The 18,239-nt window shown below is 40.3% G+C and carries 12 protein-coding genes; 11 read left to right on the plus strand and 1 reads right to left on the minus strand.

What is annotated here, in order from left to right; all coding sequences use genetic code 11:
- Positions 1-5 precede the first annotated feature (5 nt).
- Complete coding sequence (locus tag HMPREF3216_RS01820) at positions 6-1,607, minus strand: ABC-F family ATP-binding cassette domain-containing protein (RefSeq protein WP_060786674.1); 1,602 nt, start codon at positions 1,605-1,607, stop codon at positions 6-8.
- A gap of 258 nt (positions 1,608-1,865) precedes the next feature.
- On the opposite strand from HMPREF3216_RS01820, the gene uvrA reads away from it, so the two are divergent.
- From uvrA to HMPREF3216_RS01875, 11 genes are all read left to right on the plus strand, one after another.
- Positions 1,866-4,784: an excinuclease ABC subunit UvrA gene (gene uvrA / locus HMPREF3216_RS01825; RefSeq protein ID WP_060786675.1), complete on the plus strand. Its 2,919-nt coding sequence runs from the start codon at positions 1,866-1,868 to the stop codon at positions 4,782-4,784.
- A gap of 84 nt (positions 4,785-4,868) precedes the next feature.
- The gene (uvrC, locus tag HMPREF3216_RS01830; protein WP_060786676.1) at positions 4,869-7,151 is read left to right on the plus strand and encodes an excinuclease ABC subunit UvrC; all 2,283 of its coding nucleotides are present in this window, start codon (positions 4,869-4,871) and stop codon (positions 7,149-7,151) included.
- A gap of 51 nt (positions 7,152-7,202) precedes the next feature.
- Positions 7,203-8,333: a GuaB3 family IMP dehydrogenase-related protein gene (locus HMPREF3216_RS01835; RefSeq protein WP_060786677.1), complete on the plus strand. Its 1,131-nt coding sequence runs from the start codon at positions 7,203-7,205 to the stop codon at positions 8,331-8,333.
- Positions 8,334-8,632: 299 nt separating this feature from the next.
- Positions 8,633-9,214: a hypothetical protein gene (locus HMPREF3216_RS01840; RefSeq protein ID WP_060786678.1), complete on the plus strand. Its 582-nt coding sequence runs from the start codon at positions 8,633-8,635 to the stop codon at positions 9,212-9,214.
- A gap of 218 nt (positions 9,215-9,432) precedes the next feature.
- Complete coding sequence (locus HMPREF3216_RS01845; RefSeq protein ID WP_060786679.1) at positions 9,433-11,487, plus strand: AMP-dependent synthetase/ligase; 2,055 nt, start codon at positions 9,433-9,435, stop codon at positions 11,485-11,487.
- Between the two features lie 124 nt (positions 11,488-11,611).
- The gene (locus tag HMPREF3216_RS01850; RefSeq protein ID WP_060786680.1) at positions 11,612-12,100 is read left to right on the plus strand and encodes a peptide deformylase; all 489 of its coding nucleotides are present in this window, start codon (positions 11,612-11,614) and stop codon (positions 12,098-12,100) included.
- 295 nt (positions 12,101-12,395) lie between these two features.
- Positions 12,396-13,196, plus strand: coding sequence for a 30S ribosomal protein S2 (gene rpsB / locus HMPREF3216_RS01855; RefSeq protein WP_060786681.1), 801 nt, complete (start codon positions 12,396-12,398; stop codon positions 13,194-13,196).
- A gap of 30 nt (positions 13,197-13,226) precedes the next feature.
- The gene (tsf, locus tag HMPREF3216_RS01860) at positions 13,227-14,078 is read left to right on the plus strand and encodes a translation elongation factor Ts (protein WP_060786682.1); all 852 of its coding nucleotides are present in this window, start codon (positions 13,227-13,229) and stop codon (positions 14,076-14,078) included.
- Between the two features lie 154 nt (positions 14,079-14,232).
- Complete coding sequence (locus HMPREF3216_RS01865) at positions 14,233-15,660, plus strand: UTP--glucose-1-phosphate uridylyltransferase (protein WP_060786683.1); 1,428 nt, start codon at positions 14,233-14,235, stop codon at positions 15,658-15,660.
- 285 nt (positions 15,661-15,945) lie between these two features.
- Complete coding sequence (locus tag HMPREF3216_RS01870) at positions 15,946-17,874, plus strand: helix-turn-helix transcriptional regulator (protein WP_060786684.1); 1,929 nt, start codon at positions 15,946-15,948, stop codon at positions 17,872-17,874.
- 1 nt (position 17,875) lies between these two features.
- Positions 17,876-18,238, plus strand: coding sequence for a hypothetical protein (locus HMPREF3216_RS01875; protein ID WP_060786685.1), 363 nt, complete (start codon positions 17,876-17,878; stop codon positions 18,236-18,238).
- Position 18,239: the final 1 nt, after the last annotated feature.

Genomic DNA, 18,239 nt, shown 5'->3' on the forward strand with positions numbered 1-18,239 from the left:
AAATCCTATTCTTCCGCAACCAAGTCAAGGTAGTCGTCGCTCCACAAGTCTTCGTCACCGTCTGGCATAAGAAGAACTCGTTCTGGGTTTAAAGCAAGAACTGCTCCTTCGTCGTGAGTAACCAGCACTATTGCACCTTCGTACTTAGAAATGGCCTTAAGAATTTCTTCGCGAGATGCTGGATCCAAGTTGTTAGTAGGCTCGTCGAGTAAAAGAACATTTGCTTTAGATGTAACAAGAGTTGCCAATGCTAGACGAGTTTTTTCGCCGCCAGAAAGAACTTTAGCAGGCTTCATTGCGTCGTCTCCAGAAAACAGAAAGCTTCCAAGCATTGATCTTGCTTGAGTGTCGTTTAATTCTGGCGCAACGTGTTGAAGATTTTCCAACACAGTTGCGTCTAAATCTAGTGTATCGTGTTCCTGAGCAAAATAGCCTATTTTGCAACCATGACCATATTCAACAACTCCAGTGTCTGCGCTTTCTTCGCCAGCAAGAATACGCAAAGTTGTGGTTTTTCCAGCGCCGTTGTACCCAAGAATAACAACTCTCGAACCTTTATCTATTGCTAAATTTATTCCAGCAAATACAATGTTTGACCCATATGCTTTTGAAATATCTTTAGCCATAATAGGTGTTCTGCCGCAAGGAGCAGGTTCTGGGAAGCGAATGTCTGCAACCTTTTCGCGGCTTTGAGCTTCGCTCGTTTCGCTCAAGAGGCGTTCGGCTCTACGCATCATGTTTTGAGCTGCTACCGCCTTAGTTGCTTTTGCGTGAAGTCGAATTCCCTGCTTCATAAGGCGTTCGGCCTTTTTCTCGGCAACTTCGCGCTCTCTTCGCCTACGTTCTTCGTCTACAACGCGCTGATGTAAGTATGCTTTCCAGCCCATTGAATACATGTCTATTTGAGCAAGCTGAGCATCTAAGTGCCACACTTTATTAACAACTTCGTCTAGTAGCTCTGTTGAGTGTGATATAACAAGGAATCCGCCTTCAAAGCGTTTTAAGTAATTGCGCAACCAGATTATAGAATCAGCGTCTAAGTGGTTTGTAGGCTCATCCAAAATAAGAGTATCTGCATTTGAAAAAAGTATTCTTGCAAGCTCGATTCGCCTGCGTTGGCCGCCAGAAAGTGTTCCTAATGCCTGCCTCATAACTTCTTGGGGGAGTCCCAGGCTGTTTGCCATTGATATTGCTTCAGACTGAACAGCGTATCCACCAGCTTTTTCAAAGTCTTCAATCGCTTTATCGTAGCGATTCATGGCTTTTGTCATAATGTCTGGATTAGGATCTGTCATCTCTTTTTCTGCTTTTCGTATTCTAGATACGATTGACGAGATATCGCGAGCGCTCATAATTCTATCTAATGCAGTTTGCTCTGGGTCTGCTGCATGAGTGTCTTGTGGAAGGTATCCTAAAAAGCCGCTGACTTTTACACTTCCACCAGCTGGCAGTGTTTCTCCAGTGATTACGCGCGTAAGCGTGGTTTTTCCAGCGCCATTCCTTCCAACTAAGCCAATTTTGTCGCCTTTTGTAACATGAAAATCTGTTGGGTTTAATAGCGTGCGCGCACCAATTTGTATAGTAAGTCCTTGTGCGTCAATAGCCATTGTTTACCCACCCCTTAAGTTTTATTCTTTCAAAATCGTAATTAAAGTATTAATTAAAATATGTTAACCAAACTCCCGATTATACCGTTAGGCTTGCATAGGATTAGCAACACGCAGCAAGTTACATATTTCGAACATGTGTTCTATAATAAATACTATTATAAGACAAGTAAGTAATCAAGATAAGTTTGTTAAAATTTTGATTCATAAAGTTGTTATTAAGCATAAAGTCATTATTGAGCATAATAGGGAGGCAGAATGCAAAAGCAATTTGATTCTTTGCGGGCTACAAATAATAATGGCAATTTAATATACGACTTATCTAACATTCCTTCCGACTTAAAAATAACTGTTCAAGGAGCAAGAGAGCATAATCTAAAGAACGTTAATATACAGCTTCCTAGAAATCGCATGATTGTTTTTACCGGGCTATCTGGTTCGGGTAAATCCTCTCTTGCATTCGACACTCTTTTTGCAGAAGGTCAAAGACGCTACGTTGAATCTTTAAGTTCTTATGCACGCCAATTCCTTGGAAGAATGGATAAGCCAGACGTAGATTTTATTGAAGGATTAAGCCCAGCAGTTTCGATTGACCAAAAAACCACTAATAGAAATCCTCGTTCTACTGTTGGCACAATTACAGAGGTTTATGATTACTTAAGACTTCTTTTTGCTCGTGTTGGAGTCCCGCATTGCCCACAATGCGGAATGCTTGTTAGTGCGCAAACGCCGCAGCAGATTACAGATTCTCTGCTTTCTTTGCCAGAACGAACAAGACTACAAATTCTAGCTCCTATTATTAGCGGAAGAAAAGGCGAGTTTAAAGACACTATTACTCTTCTTAGGTCAGATGGCTATTCTAGAGCGCTTATAGATGGCCAAATGCGCGAGCTTTCCGAAGATATTGTTTTAGAAAAACAAAAGAAACATACTATAGAAGTTATTGTAGATAGATTAGTTATAAAAGATGGTATACGTACTCGTATTACAGATTCTATAGAAACTGCATTAAAACTTTCTAAAGGCATTGTTATAGCTGATTTTGTAGATAGAGATAAAGATGCAAAAGATAGGCGTCAAAGTTTTTCAGCGCACAGGGCTTGCCCTAATAATCATCAGCTTAATCTAACAGAAATAGAGCCTAGAACATTCTCGTTTAATGCACCTTATGGCGCATGCCCAAGTTGTTCTGGAATTGGGTACAATCTAGAAATTGACCCAGCTCTTGTTGTTCCAAATACAGAAAAATCACTTAACGAAGGCGCTATCGAACCTTGGGCATTAAATAAAGCGGCTGGAGAATATTACAGGCATGTTCTAAAAGGCTTAAGCGTAGAACTTGGATTTAGTATGGATACGCCTTGGGAAAATCTTCCAAAAGATGTTCAAGATTCAATACTCTACGGGCACGATTTTGAAGTAAAAGTTTCTTATAAAAACCGTTGGGGTAGGCAGCGCGAATATTCAACTGGATTCGAAGGCGTCGTGCGCACACTTATGCGAAAGCATAACGAAACAGACTCAGATCAAATGCGCCAATACTACGAGTCGTATATGCGCGAAGTGCCTTGCCAAACTTGCAAGGGTAAACGATTGCGCCCAGAAGTATTAGCTGTTACAGTTTCACAATGCTCAATCGCAGATGTATGCGATATGCCGATTGAAAAAAGTCTTGAATGGATTAATGCTTTAAAGCTAGAAGGTTCAAGCAAAATAATTGCAAAAGAAATCGTAAAAGAAATCAAGTCAAGACTAGAATTTTTAAATGATGTTGGATTAAGCTACTTAACTCTTTCTAGAGCAGCAAAAACACTTTCTGGCGGAGAGGCACAAAGAATTAGACTTGCAACACAAATTGGATCAGGGTTAGTTGGAGTTATGTATGTTCTTGACGAACCATCTATTGGCTTGCATCAAAGAGACAACGAAAAGCTTATAGCAACATTGCATAATCTTAGAGACCTTGGAAATACTCTTATTGTTGTTGAACACGATGAAGAAACAATACGCAAATCCGATTGGCTTGTAGACATTGGCCCCGAGGCTGGAGAAAACGGCGGAGAAGTTGTGTATTGCGGCCCTGCAAAAAATATAACAGAGGCAAGGCGTTCGATTACAGGAGACTATATTGCAAAAAGACGTACAATAGATGTTCCTAAAAAGCGTCGTAAAATCAACAAAAAACATGTTCTAACTATTGTTGGAGCAAAAGAACATAATCTAAAAAACATAAATGTAGAAATACCGCTAGGAGTTTTTACATGCATAACAGGAGTATCTGGCTCTGGAAAATCAAGCCTCATCAACTCAATACTTTACCCCGTATTAGCCGATAAGCTAAACGGCGCTCGCATTGTTCCAGGTTTACATAAGCGCGTAGACGGTTTGGAAAATTGCGACAAGGTTGTTCATGTTGATCAAAATCCTATTGGAAGAACACCAAGGTCAAATCCAGCAACCTACACTGGAGTTTGGGATAAAATTCGTACTCTTTTTGCGCAAACTCCAGAGGCAAAAGTTAGAGGATATGGTCCTGGACGATTTTCCTTTAACGTAAAAGGAGGCAGATGTGAAGCATGTAGCGGAGATGGAACGCTTAAAATCGAGATGAATTTTTTGCCAGATGTTTACGTTCAATGCGAAGAATGCCACGGAAAAAGGTATAATCGAGACACGCTAGAAGTAACTTATAATGGCAAAACTGTTTCAGACGTATTAGATATGCCAATTTCCGAAGCAGCAGTATTCTTTAAAGCATATCCGTCTATTTCTAGATATTTGGACACCTTGGTTAAAGTTGGATTGGGTTATATTAGGCTTGGCCAAAGTGCACCAACATTATCTGGCGGAGAGTCGCAAAGAGTAAAGCTTGCTACGGAACTACAAAAACGTTCTACTGGAAAAACCGTTTATATTCTAGATGAACCTACTACAGGCTTGCATTTTGAAGATGTTCGTAAGCTTTTAAGTGTTCTTCAATCTTTGGTAGATAAAGGCAACAGCGTAATAGTTATCGAGCATAATCTTGATGTTATAAAGTGCGCGGATTGGATAATAGATTTAGGTCCAGAAGGAGGAAGCAAAGGCGGCGAAATCGTAGCAACCGGAGTTCCAGAAGACGTTGCAAATCAGCCAGAAAGCTGGACTGGAAGATTCCTAAAGCCAATGCTTAAATAGTAATAAAACGAGCAGTATCAAGCAAGAATTTTATGAAAAATTATCAAAAGATTTATGAAAATATCTATGAAAGGAGGTGAGATAATGAATATTTTAAATTCTAAAGACTCAAATATTGGAAAATCTAAAGAAAATAGAGATAATGAAGAAGTCAAAGAAGTCGAAGAAACCAGTAGGGGTGAATGGAAAAAAACTAGATTAAGTAAATCTAGCAAAAATAATTTTGGAGCTCCGCTTTTAGGAGATAGTCGTGATTTATTTAGACCAAAAACTTCCGATATTCCAAATCAGCCTGGAGTATACAAGTGGAGAGACGAACGCGGAAAAGTAATATACGTTGGAAAAGCTAAGAGCTTAAGAGATAGGCTAGTAAACTATTTTCAGCCTTTAAACCAGTTACATCCTAGAACTCAGTCAATGGTGTTAACTGCTAGAAGTTTAGAATGGACTGTTGTAAACACAGAGCTTGAGGCTTTAACACTTGAATATACGTGGATTAAAGAGTTTAATCCACGCTTTAATGTTGTTTTTAAAGACGATAAAACATACCCATACATTGCCGTGTCAGTAAATGACGATTTTCCAAGGGTGTGGATTACTAGAAATCGAAATTCAAAGTCAACGCGCTATTTTGGTCCATATGCAAAGGTGTGGCAGCTAAAACATAGTTTAGATTCCTTGCTTAAAACTTTTCCAGTTAGAACGTGCAGACAATCTGTTTTCAATAAAGCACATAAAACAGGAAGGCCTTGCTTACTTGCCTCTATAGGAAAATGCTCAGCACCTTGCGTGCAAAAAATAGATAGTAAAACACACAGAGATAACGTTGAGCAATTAGTTGGTATTTTAACTGGTGCCATCGGGGATTCTTATATTAACGATTTAACAAAGCAAATGAAGGATTTAAGCAATAATCTAGATTTTGAAGGTGCTGCAAAAATACGCGATAAAATCAACATTTTTAAAACTGTTATTCAACAAAATTCCGTTGTTTTTAACGATCAAGTAGAAGCAGATGTTTTTGGTTTTAGTGCGGATTCTCTAGAAGCATGTGTTCATGCATTTTTTGTTAGAGAAGGTTTACTTCGCGGAGAAAAAAACTGGCAAGTCGAAAGAAGCGAAGACATTAGTGATGCGGATATAATCGCAAATCTACTTGTTAAGGTTTATTGCGAATACAATCCTGCGGAGTCAAAAATAAGCTTTAGCAAATCCGAAGATGTTGAAAAATCTAATAGTTTGCAAATACAGCAATCAAGAAACGCTTTGCAAATAGATTATTCGAGTTATTCTAGCGGCTCAAATATAGACTCCTCATACCGAGCTAGAGAAACAAAAGAGCGCAAAAAGCGTCAAGAAACAACTGGAAGGGGAGATTTGCTTGACCCCATTTGCCCAATACCTAGGGAGATTATTGTTCCTATTGAACTAGAAAGAGTTCAGAAAGAAAATCTTGAAAACTGGCTTAGCGATTTAAGAGGCTCAAAAGTAACTATTAGAGTTGCAGAACGTGGTGATAAGCGTTCGCTTATGGATAAGGCCAACTTGAATGCAGCGCAATCTTTAAAGCAGATGAAAATAAGTAGGATTTCTACTTTAGAATCTAGAACTAATGCTATGAATCAGGTTGCTGCAGCACTTTCAATGAGCGAGTCTCCTTTACGAATTGAGTGTTACGATATCTCAAATTCTGCCGACGGAAAATATCAAGTGGCATCAATGGTTGTTTTTGAAGATGGTGTTGCAAATCCTAGTGAATATAGAAGATTCTCTATAAAAGGTAAAGATGGACTTGGCAAGCTCGACGATTTAAGTGCCTTGTATGAAACAATTTCTAGACGTTTTAAGCATAAGGATGACTCTATTAATTCTGGTGAAAATAATTCTGATGAAAACAATAAAAAAGCTGGTGTTAAAAAATTTGCTTATAAACCAAATCTTGTAATTGTTGATGGCGGCATTGAGCAGGCAAAAGCCGCTAAAAAAGCAATGATTGATAGCAATGTTAAAGGCATAACAGTATGCGGATTGTCTAAAAAATTGGAAGAAGTTTGGCTTCCAGATAATCAATATCCGATTATTCTAAAAAGAAGCTCCGAAGGCTTATATTTGCTGCAAAGAGCTAGGGATGAATCTCATCGTTTTGCTATTACATACCATAGGCAAAAACGCGCAAAAGCAATGCTGCACTCGTCTATTGACTCAATTCCTGGAGTTGGTGAATCTTATAAAAAACGCTTAATATCAAAGTTTGGCAGCGTTAAGAATATAAAAGAGGCTAGTGTAGAGGATTTGCAAAAAGTTCCAGGAATTGGCTTGTTAAAAGCTAAGACCATCTATAAGTTTTTGCACTCGCAATCAAGCTAAACAATTTTATGGCATGTTGATTAGTCATGATAAGCAACTAGCCTTATAAGTATGTCTCAAGAAATTGAAATAGGTTTGGGCAAAAAAGCCCGAGTTGCATACTCACTAGACGATATTGCTATACTTCCTTCTCGTCGTTCTCGCGACCCGCAAGCTGTTTCTACATCATGGCAAGTCGATGCTTATAGTTTTGACGTACCAATTATTGCCGCTCCAATGGATTCTGTTACAAGTCCAGATACGGCTATTGCAATGGGTCAAATGGGCGCTTTGGGTGTGCTGGATTTGGAAGGCGTGTGGACTAGATACGAAGACCCAGAGCCTCTTCTTAAAGAGATTGCTCAGCTTCCAAGCGAAAAAGCTACCAAGCGCATACAAGAGATTTATTCGGAACCAATTAAACCAGAACTTATTGTTAAGCGTTTGCGTACAATTCGAGACGCTGGAGTTACAGTAGCTGGTGCTCTTTCTCCGCAGCGCACTCAAGAGTTTTACTCAACGGTTCTAGAGGCAGGCGTTGATTTATTTGTGATTCGAGGAACTGCTGTTAGCGCAGAACACGTTTCTAAAGATCATGAGTCGCTTGATTTAAAGAAGTTTATTTACGATTTAGATGTTCCAGTTATTGTTGGCGGTTGCGCAGATTACACTTCCGCATTGCATTTAATGCGAACTGGTGCTGCTGGAATCCTTGTTGGATTTGGCGGCGGAGCTGTTTCTGCAACAATGAACACTCTAGGAGTTCAAGCTCCAATGGCAACTGCTATTGCAGACGTTGCAGAAGCTCGCAGAGATTATATGGATGAATCTGGTGGCCGATACGTTCAAATTATTGCAGACGGCGGAATGGGAACTTCTGGTAACTTTATTAAAGCGCTCGCCATGGGAGCAGATGCTGTAATGCTTGGCACTCCTTTGGCTCGAGCTACAGAAGCGCCAGGACGCGGAATGCATTGGGGAGCGGAGGCTCGTCATCCTTCTCTTCCAAGAGGCATACGTACAGATGCTGGAACTGTTGCTCCTTTGGAGAATATTTTATTTGGACCAAGCCATATGGCAGATGGAAAAACTAACTTTATCGGTGCTTTAAGGCGCACAATGGCATCTACAGGCTATGTTGATGTTAAAAGCTTCCAGCGCTGCAGTGTTGTTTTTAATCCATTCCATCAAGATATAAGATAATTATTAAATACTGTTAAGTTAGATTAGATTGCGCGCTCGAGTTAAAAATTTGAGCGCGCAATTCATTTTTGCAATGTGTATAACTTTAATCTAAATAATCCTTTATTTTTCAATAAAAATTTAGAGATCATCTATATTTTATCCACATATTAAATCAGCTCTTTTATTTTTTGAAATTAGCTGTATGCTTTATTTAAACCTCGAAAAACAAGGTCTAAAACAAAAAAATAAATAAATAAAACAAAATAAGGAATTAAACAATAAATGACTTAAACAATTAACTAGAGAAGAAGGAAAACATGAGAAATTTTTCTAATACCATGTTATTGGCAAACGATGATGATAATGAAACATTTTGGGAGGTTGTTAACAGCAACTTTCCAAATGAAAACATCCCTACACAATTCCAGCATGGCGAAAGAAAAACTTTGCCAGTATTTGAAGGATTAATACCCGTAGGCTCGTCTCGATCTATGGCAAGTTACCATGTCTCTTCGTGCTTTAATAGTAAGCACGGCGAAAAGATGTATTTGTATCTTGCAATGCAAATATGCAAAGTAGCATGCATAATTGGCGATGTTTCTCATGGTAGGCCAATATCGCCAGAAATGAAAAATGCTCTAACAAAAGATTGCTTATATAAACTTGAAAATATGTGGTATTTAATTAATGAATGCTACAAAGATAAGCATAATAAATCTAAAATTTCTGATTTAAGATCCAGCCCAACAATACCCAAGATGATAAATGGAATATTGGTATCTCCATCATGCTTAGAAGCAGTTGTGCTACTTTACATTGGTCCTAATGAATATTGGGCATCTTTAAAGCTTCAATTTAAAATGGGAAGGTGGATTTGCACATTAGCCGATATTGGGTAAGTCTGCTCTAAACTATAAAAGTTTGTTTTATAAGTCATGCTTTAAACGCCACTAGATTCAAATATTAGGGTGTTAAATTATTGGTATTAAGCCCTGGAGAATAACTTGCATTGCCTTGTTTGCATCCAGGGTCTTTTGTAAAAAACGCCAATTTTTTATAAAGATTTTTGTATCACTCTTGTTTTGAGTTGGCTTGCATATACCGTACAATTAAAAGCATGCTGCGAGAATTTTCTGTAGAAGACATTCACCCAACTAACGACGGTGACACAATTTATTCATTGCTTGCAAATAGAGCAATGCGAGATCCCCAAGGCGTAATTGCACAAGTGCAAGATGATAACACTCGCCAATGGCACGACGTTACTGCATCAGAAATGCTATCTAAAGTTCGTTCTACTGCAAGAGGCTTAATTGCTCTTGGCGTTAAGCAAGGAGATAAAGTCGTTATTTATTCTCCAACTTGCTACGAGTGGGGTGTAGTAGACTTTGCTTGCGCTTGCATTGGAGTAGTAACTATTCCTATTTACGAAACTGATTCTGCTTTGCAGGCTGCAGATATTATCTCGGAAGTAAAGCCAGTAATTGCTTTTGCTGGAGATGACGAGCATGCACAATGCTTGGAAAGAGTTCGCCAAGATAATAAGCGTATTTCTTTAAAAACAATTTTCAACTTTAAAGCAAATGGTATTGGAGCAGTTATTGACTTTGGAAAGTCAATAAGCGACGATGAGCTAAACAACGCTATTAATAAAATAAAAGCAGATGATTTAGCAACAATTGTTTACACATCTGGGTCTACTGGCAGGCCAAAGGGGGCAATGCTTTCTAACAGAAACTTTACTCATATTGTTTATGCAGCATACGATGTTTTAAACGATATGCTCTACAAGCCTAGTAGGATTTTATTGTTCCTTCCTTTAGCTCATTGCTTTGCAAGATATATTCAATATGTTGCAATTGGATCAAATGGCGTTATTGGCTATGTTCCAAACGCTAAGCACTTATTGGCAGATTTGCGTAGCTTTAAGCCTACGTATTTGCTTGGTGTTCCTAGAGTCTTTGAAAAAGTTTATAACGCAGCCTCTCAAAAGGCTGGTGCTGGAATTCGCGGTAGAATCTTCGCTAAAGCTGTTCAGCATTTTGTTCAATGGTCTAAAGACGAAGTTAAAGGTAAGTCGCATTCTGTTTATGCAAAATTGCAGCACGATTTTTATATGAAGACTGTTGGATCTTCTATTAGGTCTGCTTTAGGTCCTAATTTAGCATGGCTTGCATGCGGCGGGGCTCCAATCAACGCAGAGCTTGCTCATTTCTTTAATGGCTTTGATGGAATAACCTTTATTCAAGGCTATGGAATGACAGAAACCGCAGCTCCATGTGTTGTTAATTTTGAGCATGCAAATCAGGTTGGATCTGTTGGAAAGCCTGGTCCTGGAATCACTATTCGCATTGCACAAGATGGAGAAGTTCTTGTTAAAGGTCCTAACGTTTTTGTTGGATATTACGGAAAACCAGAGCTTACTGCAGAAGTTATTGATCAAGATGGTTGGCTTCATTCTGGCGATTTAGGCGAGATTGACGATGAAGGCTTCTTAACAATTACTGGTAGAAAGAAAGATATTATTATTACTGCTGGTGGAAAAAACATAAGCCCAGCTCCTCTTGAAACCATTATTTCAAAGTGTCCTCTTGTTTCGCACGCTGTTGTTGTTGGAGACGGAAAGCCATTTGTTTCTGCTCTTATTGAACTTGAGCCAGACATGGTTCATTCATGGCTTAAGAGTCAAGGCATGGACGAGAATCTTCCAATGAAGTCTATTGCAGAAAATGACGCAATAAGATCTGTTGTTCAGCAATTTATTGATCAGGCAAACAGCACTGTATCTAGAGCAGAATCTATTCGTAAGTTTGTTATTTTAGACGAAGAATTCTCTCAAGATGCTGGTACGTTAACACCAAGCATGAAGGTTGTGCGTCCAAAGGTTTTGAAGAGATATAGCGATATTATAGAAACTCATCTTTATGCTCCAAAACCTAATAGCAAGCCGCTTCCTGCAACAGTTAAGATTCTAGATAAAACAACGGAAACTGTTAAGCAAGCTCAAGAAACTGTTAAGCAGGCTCAAGAGGTTGTTACACCTAAAGTTAAGCAGGCAATTGATCAAGCTGCAACGCATCTAAAGCGTTTTGGCGAAGATTTGCCTTCGCAAGCTGAGTCTAAGGAATCTTATTCTACGGTTGAAGAAGGCAACAATACCGCTAACGAATAACGGTTTTACAAATAAACATAAAGGCTAGTTATATTGCAAATAGATTGCGCAAGTTGGTATTACGCTACGGCTTGTATAATTACTATTTGCGATTTTAATTAGCCTTTATTGTTTAAGGAGTGCTGTGACTATTAGACAAATCCGCGTTGTTCCAGACCCTGTTCTTAGAACGCCTTGCGATGAGATTCGTGAAATTACCCCATCTGTTAAAAGTCTCGTAGAAGATTTGTTGGAAACAGTAAATGACCCAGGGCGTGCAGGACTTAGTGCAAACCAAATTGGCGTTAGTCTTCGGGCATTTTCTTATAACATTGATGGAACAATAGGCTATATTCTAAACCCTGTTATTGAAGAGCTTAGTGGAGATCAATACGGTGATGAGGGCTGCTTATCGGTTCCAGGATTGTGGTACAAGACCCGCAGAGCGGATTACGCTAGAGCAAGAGGCATAGATTTAGACGGCAAAACTGTTGTTTTAGAGGGCAAAGGTTTAATGGCCCGCATGATTCAACATGAATGCGATCATCTTGATGGTCATGTATATCTTGATCGTCTAGAAAAAGATGTTAGAAAACAAGCTTTGCGTCAACTTCGCAATAGTTCTTCTAAGTAGATAATTCTAAGCAGATAATTCAATAAATGATTGCGATTTTTTGTAGCAATTTTTGTAGCAATTATTTGCAAAATTAGTATAAAGCTTCTGTTATAATTTGATTTTGCGTGTTCGCTTTGAGCATGAATATTGTCGCGTTATATGATTGCTCGCTTTTTTATTGTCTATAGAATGCGCATATACGCGCCATGTACGCGTCCGTTCGTGTCGGTCGGCTTGGATTTAGTCATATGCTAGCCAAGTTGCATGCGAACTGACATGGCCAGGCAAGAACCGACAAGAAAGGTATATAGATATGGCACAGATTACCATGAGCGAAATGCTGAAGGCTGGTTTGCACTTCGGCCACCAAACTCGCCGCTGGAACCCAAAGATGAAGCAGTTCATTCTTACTCAGCGCAATGGTATTCATATCATCAATTTGTTCAAGTCGCTCGACATGATCGACAAGGCTTATGACTTCATCAAGCAGACTGTTGCTCACAATGGTACTGTTTTGTTCGTGGGTACTAAGAAGCAGGCTCAAGAAGCTGTGCAGAATCAGGCTACTCGCGTAAACATGCCTTACGTAAGCGAGCGCTGGCTCGGCGGTATGCTCACCAACTTCCAGACTGTTTCTACTCGCGTTAAGCGCTTGAAGGAACTTGAGGAAATGGACTTTACCGATGTTCGCGGCTCTGGTTTAACCAAGAAGGAGCTTTTGCTTCTTGAGCGCGAAAAGGATAAGCTTTCCAAGCAGCTCGGCGGTATTCGTAACATGAACCGCACTCCTTCTGCAATGTTTGTTGTAGACGTTAACAAGGAAGCTTTGGCTGTTGAAGAAGCACACAAGCTCGGCATTCCAGTTGTGGCAATCGTTGACACCAACACCGATCCAGAATCTGTTGAGTATCCAATTCCAGCAAACGATGATGCAATCCGCGGCGTAGAGCTTCTTACAAGCTTGATGGCAGATGCTGTAGCCGAAGGCTTGCTCGACCATGCTGGCAAGGGCGCTAAGTCTGAAGACGCTGACGCTCAGCCAATGGCCGCATGGGAAAAGGAACTACTTACTAAGGAATCTGAACAGTCCGAAGACGAAGCCAAGGCTGAATAAGCCTGTTTGTCTGTTAATGAGGAGAACAAAATGGCAGCAATTACTGCAGCGTTGATTAAGCAGGTGCGCGAAGAAACTGGCGCAGGCATGATGGACGTTAAGAAGGCTCTTACCGAGGCCGAAGGCGATGTAGCCCGCGCTAAGGAAATTATCCGCGCCAAGGGCATTCAGGCCGCTGGCAAGCGCGAGGGTCGCAAGGCTCAAGAAGGAACCGTTGCTTCGAAGGTTGTTAAAACTGCAGAAGGTGAAACTGGTTACGCAGTTGAGTTGAATTCCGAAACCGACTTTGTTGCTAAGACTCCAAAGTTTGTTGAATTCTCCGAAACTGTGTTGAACAATGCTATTGAGGCCAATGCTTCTAACGCAGAAGAGCTTCTTGCAGCTAAGGCTGGAGATGCTACTGTTAAGGAAGAGGTTGAAGAAGCAGCAGCTTTGTTTGGCGAGCACGTTAAGGTTGGTCAGATTGCCAAGGTTAGCGGTCCTCACGTTGAGGTTTATGCTCACAAGAAGTCTGTTGAATTGCCTCCAAGCATTGTTTCTATGATTGCTACCGACGAAGCTGGTGCCAAGGTTGCTCACGAAGCTGCTTTGCAGATTTCTGCTATGGGTGCTCAGTGGCTCCGTCGCGAAGATGTTCCAGCAGATGTGTTGGACTCCGAGCGTCGTGTTGCTACCGAAAAGTCCTTGGCAGAAGGAAAGCCAGAAAAGATTGTTCCAAAGATTGTTGAAGGCCGTTTGAACGCCTTCTTTAAGGAAACCGTTCTTCTTGAGCAGTCTTATGTTAAGGATCCTTCCAAGACTATTGGCGATTTGTTCAAGGAAATCGGCGGTACTGCTTTGGCTTTCGCTCGTGTTGAGGTAGGCAAAGGCTCTGCTGAGTAATTTTCGCTGAGTTTCGTTAATTTTCTATTGCTGAAAATTATTTGAAACGTAAAAATGGACTTGCGTGTTTAACGCGTGAGTCCATTTTTGTTTGCAACATATTGTTTAAGCGGATAAACTAATAACCGTAATGCATACAGAAAGGCTGCGTTAAATGGACGACACTTTTGAATTGTCCGCCGCAAAGATGCGCGAACAAGGTATGAGCGAGGTTGCAATTAGTCAATTCGAGCGTCTTTACAAGGTTTGGAATGAAGATAAATCTGGGGGATTTATTCACGAAAACACAGTAGAGCCAATTAAAACTGTGCCTAATTTCCATGAGATTTATGAAACGATTGACCATGATAAAGCTGTTAATGCGTTTTCAAAAACAGCATTTATTAAGCTAAATGGCGGTCTTGGAACATCAATGGGCTTGTCTTGTGCAAAGTCGCTTTTGCCAGTTAGAAGGCATAAAGCTCGTCAGATGAGATTTATTGATATTATAATTGGCCAAGTTCTTACAGCCCGTCAGCGCTTAGGTGTGGATCTTCCGCTGATTTTTATGAACTCTTTCCGCACATCTAAAGATACTTTGCAAGTTTTAAAGCGCACAAAAAAGTTTTCTCAAGAAAATATTCCTGTTGAGATTATTCAGCATCAGGAGCCAAAGCTTTTAGAAGAAACGGGGGAGCCTGTTTCTTATGCAAAAGATAGTGATTTAGAATGGTGCCCTCCAGGCCATGGTGACATTTTCTCTACTATTTGGGAATCTGGATTATTGGATGTTCTAAAGAAAAATGGCATTAAGTATTTGTTTATTTCTAATTCCGACAATTTAGGCGCAAGACCATCTAGAACTCTTGCTCAGCACTTTGAAAATACTGGCGCTTCAATAATGATTGAGGTTGCTAAGCGTACTCAGGCAGACCGCAAAGGTGGTCATATTGTTAGAAGCCTTGAAACTGGCAGAATGATGCTTCGAGAAATGACACAGGTTGCCCCAGAAGATAGGCGAAGTGCACAGAGCATTAATAAACACCCATATTTTAACACCAACAATATTTGGATTCGAGTTGACGCTTTGCAGAAAATTCTTAAAAAATATAATGGCGTTCTTCCTCTTCCAGTTATTTGTAATCATAAGACTGTTGATCCAACTGATGAATCAAGCCAAAAAGTTGTTCAGCTTGAAACTGCTATGGGTTCTGCCGTATCACTTTTTGATGACGCAATTTGCGTTGAGGTTGACAGAATGCGATTTTTGCCAGTAAAAACAACTAACGATTTATTTATAATGCGTTCGGATCGCTTCCATCTTACAGACTCGTACGAGATGGAAGATGGAAATTACATATTCCCAGATATTGATTTAGACCCGCGTTATTACAAAAATATCAATGATTTTAATGAAAGATTCCCGTATTCTGTTCCTGCATTGGCTGCTGCAAAATCTGTTACAATACGAGGAGACTGGACTTTTGGAAACCAAGTTTCTATGTTTGCGGATGCAGTTTTAGAAGATACAGGCGAACCTAGCTATGTTCCAAATGGAGAATTTGTGGGGCCTCAGGGGATTGAACCCGATGAATGGGTGTGATTCTTAGAAAATCTTAGAAAATCTACGATATTCTGCGAAAACATAAGAAAAATGCGCATAAAATAAATTAACTCGGCGTGTCGTGTGGAAAATGGCATTATTTCAACGTTTTTATAGTGTTGTCTAATGTCATTTTAAGAAAATTAATGACTTTTTTTAAAAATGTCCACACGTATAGCAAAACACCATTAAAATAGTTAAGGTGTGTGTTGAAGATTTAGCAATTTTCTTGCAAATTTTCTTCGCGCAAAAGGAAACTACAAACGAAACGATACGTGAGGACCAATGGCAGAAGGAAGCAACGGAAGACGTCGTTTTTCTGATAAGTGGGGCAAACACGAGCTTGATGTGCTCGCCGTGTTGTCTTCCGCATTCCCACAATGGCTGACTTCGCGTCAGATTGCACAAAGAGTTAAGGCATATGCCGATTCTTATGGAGAGCTTGCTGATCAGGCTGCAAAGGCTGCTTTTGCAAAGCAGTTCCAAAGAGACCGCGCAAAGCTTGCAGCTATGGGTATTGCAATTGAATCTCGCCAGCCTGAATATTCTTCTAAGTCTGAAGGTCAAGATTTTGCATCTTACAGATTGCAGCTTGGGGATGAACCTCGCGTGCGTATTCGTTTTGAGCAAGAAGAGCTTCCAGTGCTTGCCGCAGCTAATTATTTGGCTCGCTCTATGTCGATTTCTTCTTCTGAATCTCATAAAGTAAATCAGCAACATTCTTCTGCGTCTCGTACTGCTCCTCGAGTTCCACAAACTCCTATTCCAGGCCTTGGATTAGATTCAATTGCTCCTGGTCTTGGAACACAAACCATTCCAGATGCTTTAGTCAAGGTTATTGATTCTAGAAGGTTTGCCGCAACAGTTGACGTTGACGGAGAACATTTAAACGTTGCATACACCGATTCAGACGATTTAGCAATGTTTGTTCTTGAACATCCTGGCTCTTGTGTTGTTAGCCCTCAAGAAGCTGTTGACGCTTTCCACCGTAGGCTTAATGCTGCAACAGAATTTGTTGCTTGCGATGAGAATTACGTTGACCAAAGCGATAAGTCTGTAGCAACTGGCGAAGAAGATAATCAAGATAGTGCAGAAAATGATTCAGACAAGTCTCGTCAAAAAAAGACTTCTTTCCAAACTGGAAGCGAAGTTGATCGTAGGCTTAGGCTAATGCTTTTCCTTTCTGCTCATCTTGGAGAAGAATTCCCTCTAAATGAGCTTGCTATGAGGTTTATTGGCAAGCCTAAGAACGACGACGAGCTTCGCAGATTTGTTGCGATTTTACATAAAGATATAAATACGCTTACTACGGTTTCCGACGATGGCGAAATGGCTGGCAGTCAGTTCTTTGACATCGATTGGTCTCTTTTGGAAGCAGAAGGCATTGTTTCCGCCACAAATTCCTTGGGTCTTGAGCGTTTAGCTGGCGTATCTCAACAGTATATGAGCATGCTCACTGCTTCTGTTAATTATCTTGCACATTCTCCGCTTTTGCCTCTTGAGCAAAGAGACCAAGCGAAGGCCTTGTATATGCGTTTGCGTAGGCATGTTAGCCCTGGAGATACTCCTTGGCTAAGTCTTACAGGCTACGAGGTGGAGCCTAGAAATTGCTCTATTGTTCGCAGTGCAATCAACTCTGGTTCCTTAATCGATATGGAATATACGGATGGCGCTGGTAGGACTCGTAGAAAAGTTGTTGCTCCTTCTAAGATTTTTGTTGATGAAGGCGTGTACTACGTTGCTGTTTGGACGGATGTTGAAAATCAAACTCCAGAAGATAAGCGCAGCCTTGTTGCAAAAGACACTTCGATTAACAAAGCAAATGGTTTGCCTAGAATTTGGCAGGTTTTGCGCGTTGCCAGAATTGAGCATGCAGAGGTTATTGCCCCTATTTGCCCTGTTGAAATTCCAGATGTTCCTGTAAGCGAACTTAGAAAGTGGAGCTTCGACAATGGCACGCAAACATGCTTTATTACAGATGAGCCAGATTTGAACTTCTTAAAGAGTCTTTCTGGAGCCACTGTTGAGCCTTGTGGAGCTGGTGTTAAGGTTCACTTAACGGTTTCTTCCGACTCTTGGTTTGTGGCATTTTGCATTGCTCATGCTCGTCATATTAAGGCTGTTTCTCCAGAAACTTTGCGCACTATGATTATTGCTAGAGCTCAAAGGGAGTTAAGTGTAAATCATAGCGATTCCCAGAACGCGGAGGCTTAAAATGCCATCGTGGATTTGGATTCCTATAACTCTTTTTTCGCTTAGCATGATTGCCCTTGGCTTATTTGTCATAATTAAGGGTGCATTGCGTATTTTTACCAATGTTTCCAATCTTTCCAGCAGCGTTATTAAGTGTTTTGACAAGCTGCAAAGCAGTGAAAATTCAGTAAAAAAGAATACCGATCCATTTTTTACGCGTCCTATTAGTGATGCTGCGCAAAGTGTGGAAGATGCTCGTGTTCAAGTTTTAAAGCGCCGCCAACAAGTGGGGGACTTGCACAGAACTGTTTGGCAGCATTGGAACGATATGTCACTGCGCAAAGAAGATATTGACAATCCTAATTTTACGGAATCTAAAGAATAGT

It is taken from the genome of Gardnerella vaginalis (genome assembly GCF_001546455.1).
In the GTDB taxonomy this organism is placed as follows: domain Bacteria; phylum Actinomycetota; class Actinomycetes; order Actinomycetales; family Bifidobacteriaceae; genus Bifidobacterium; species Bifidobacterium vaginale_B.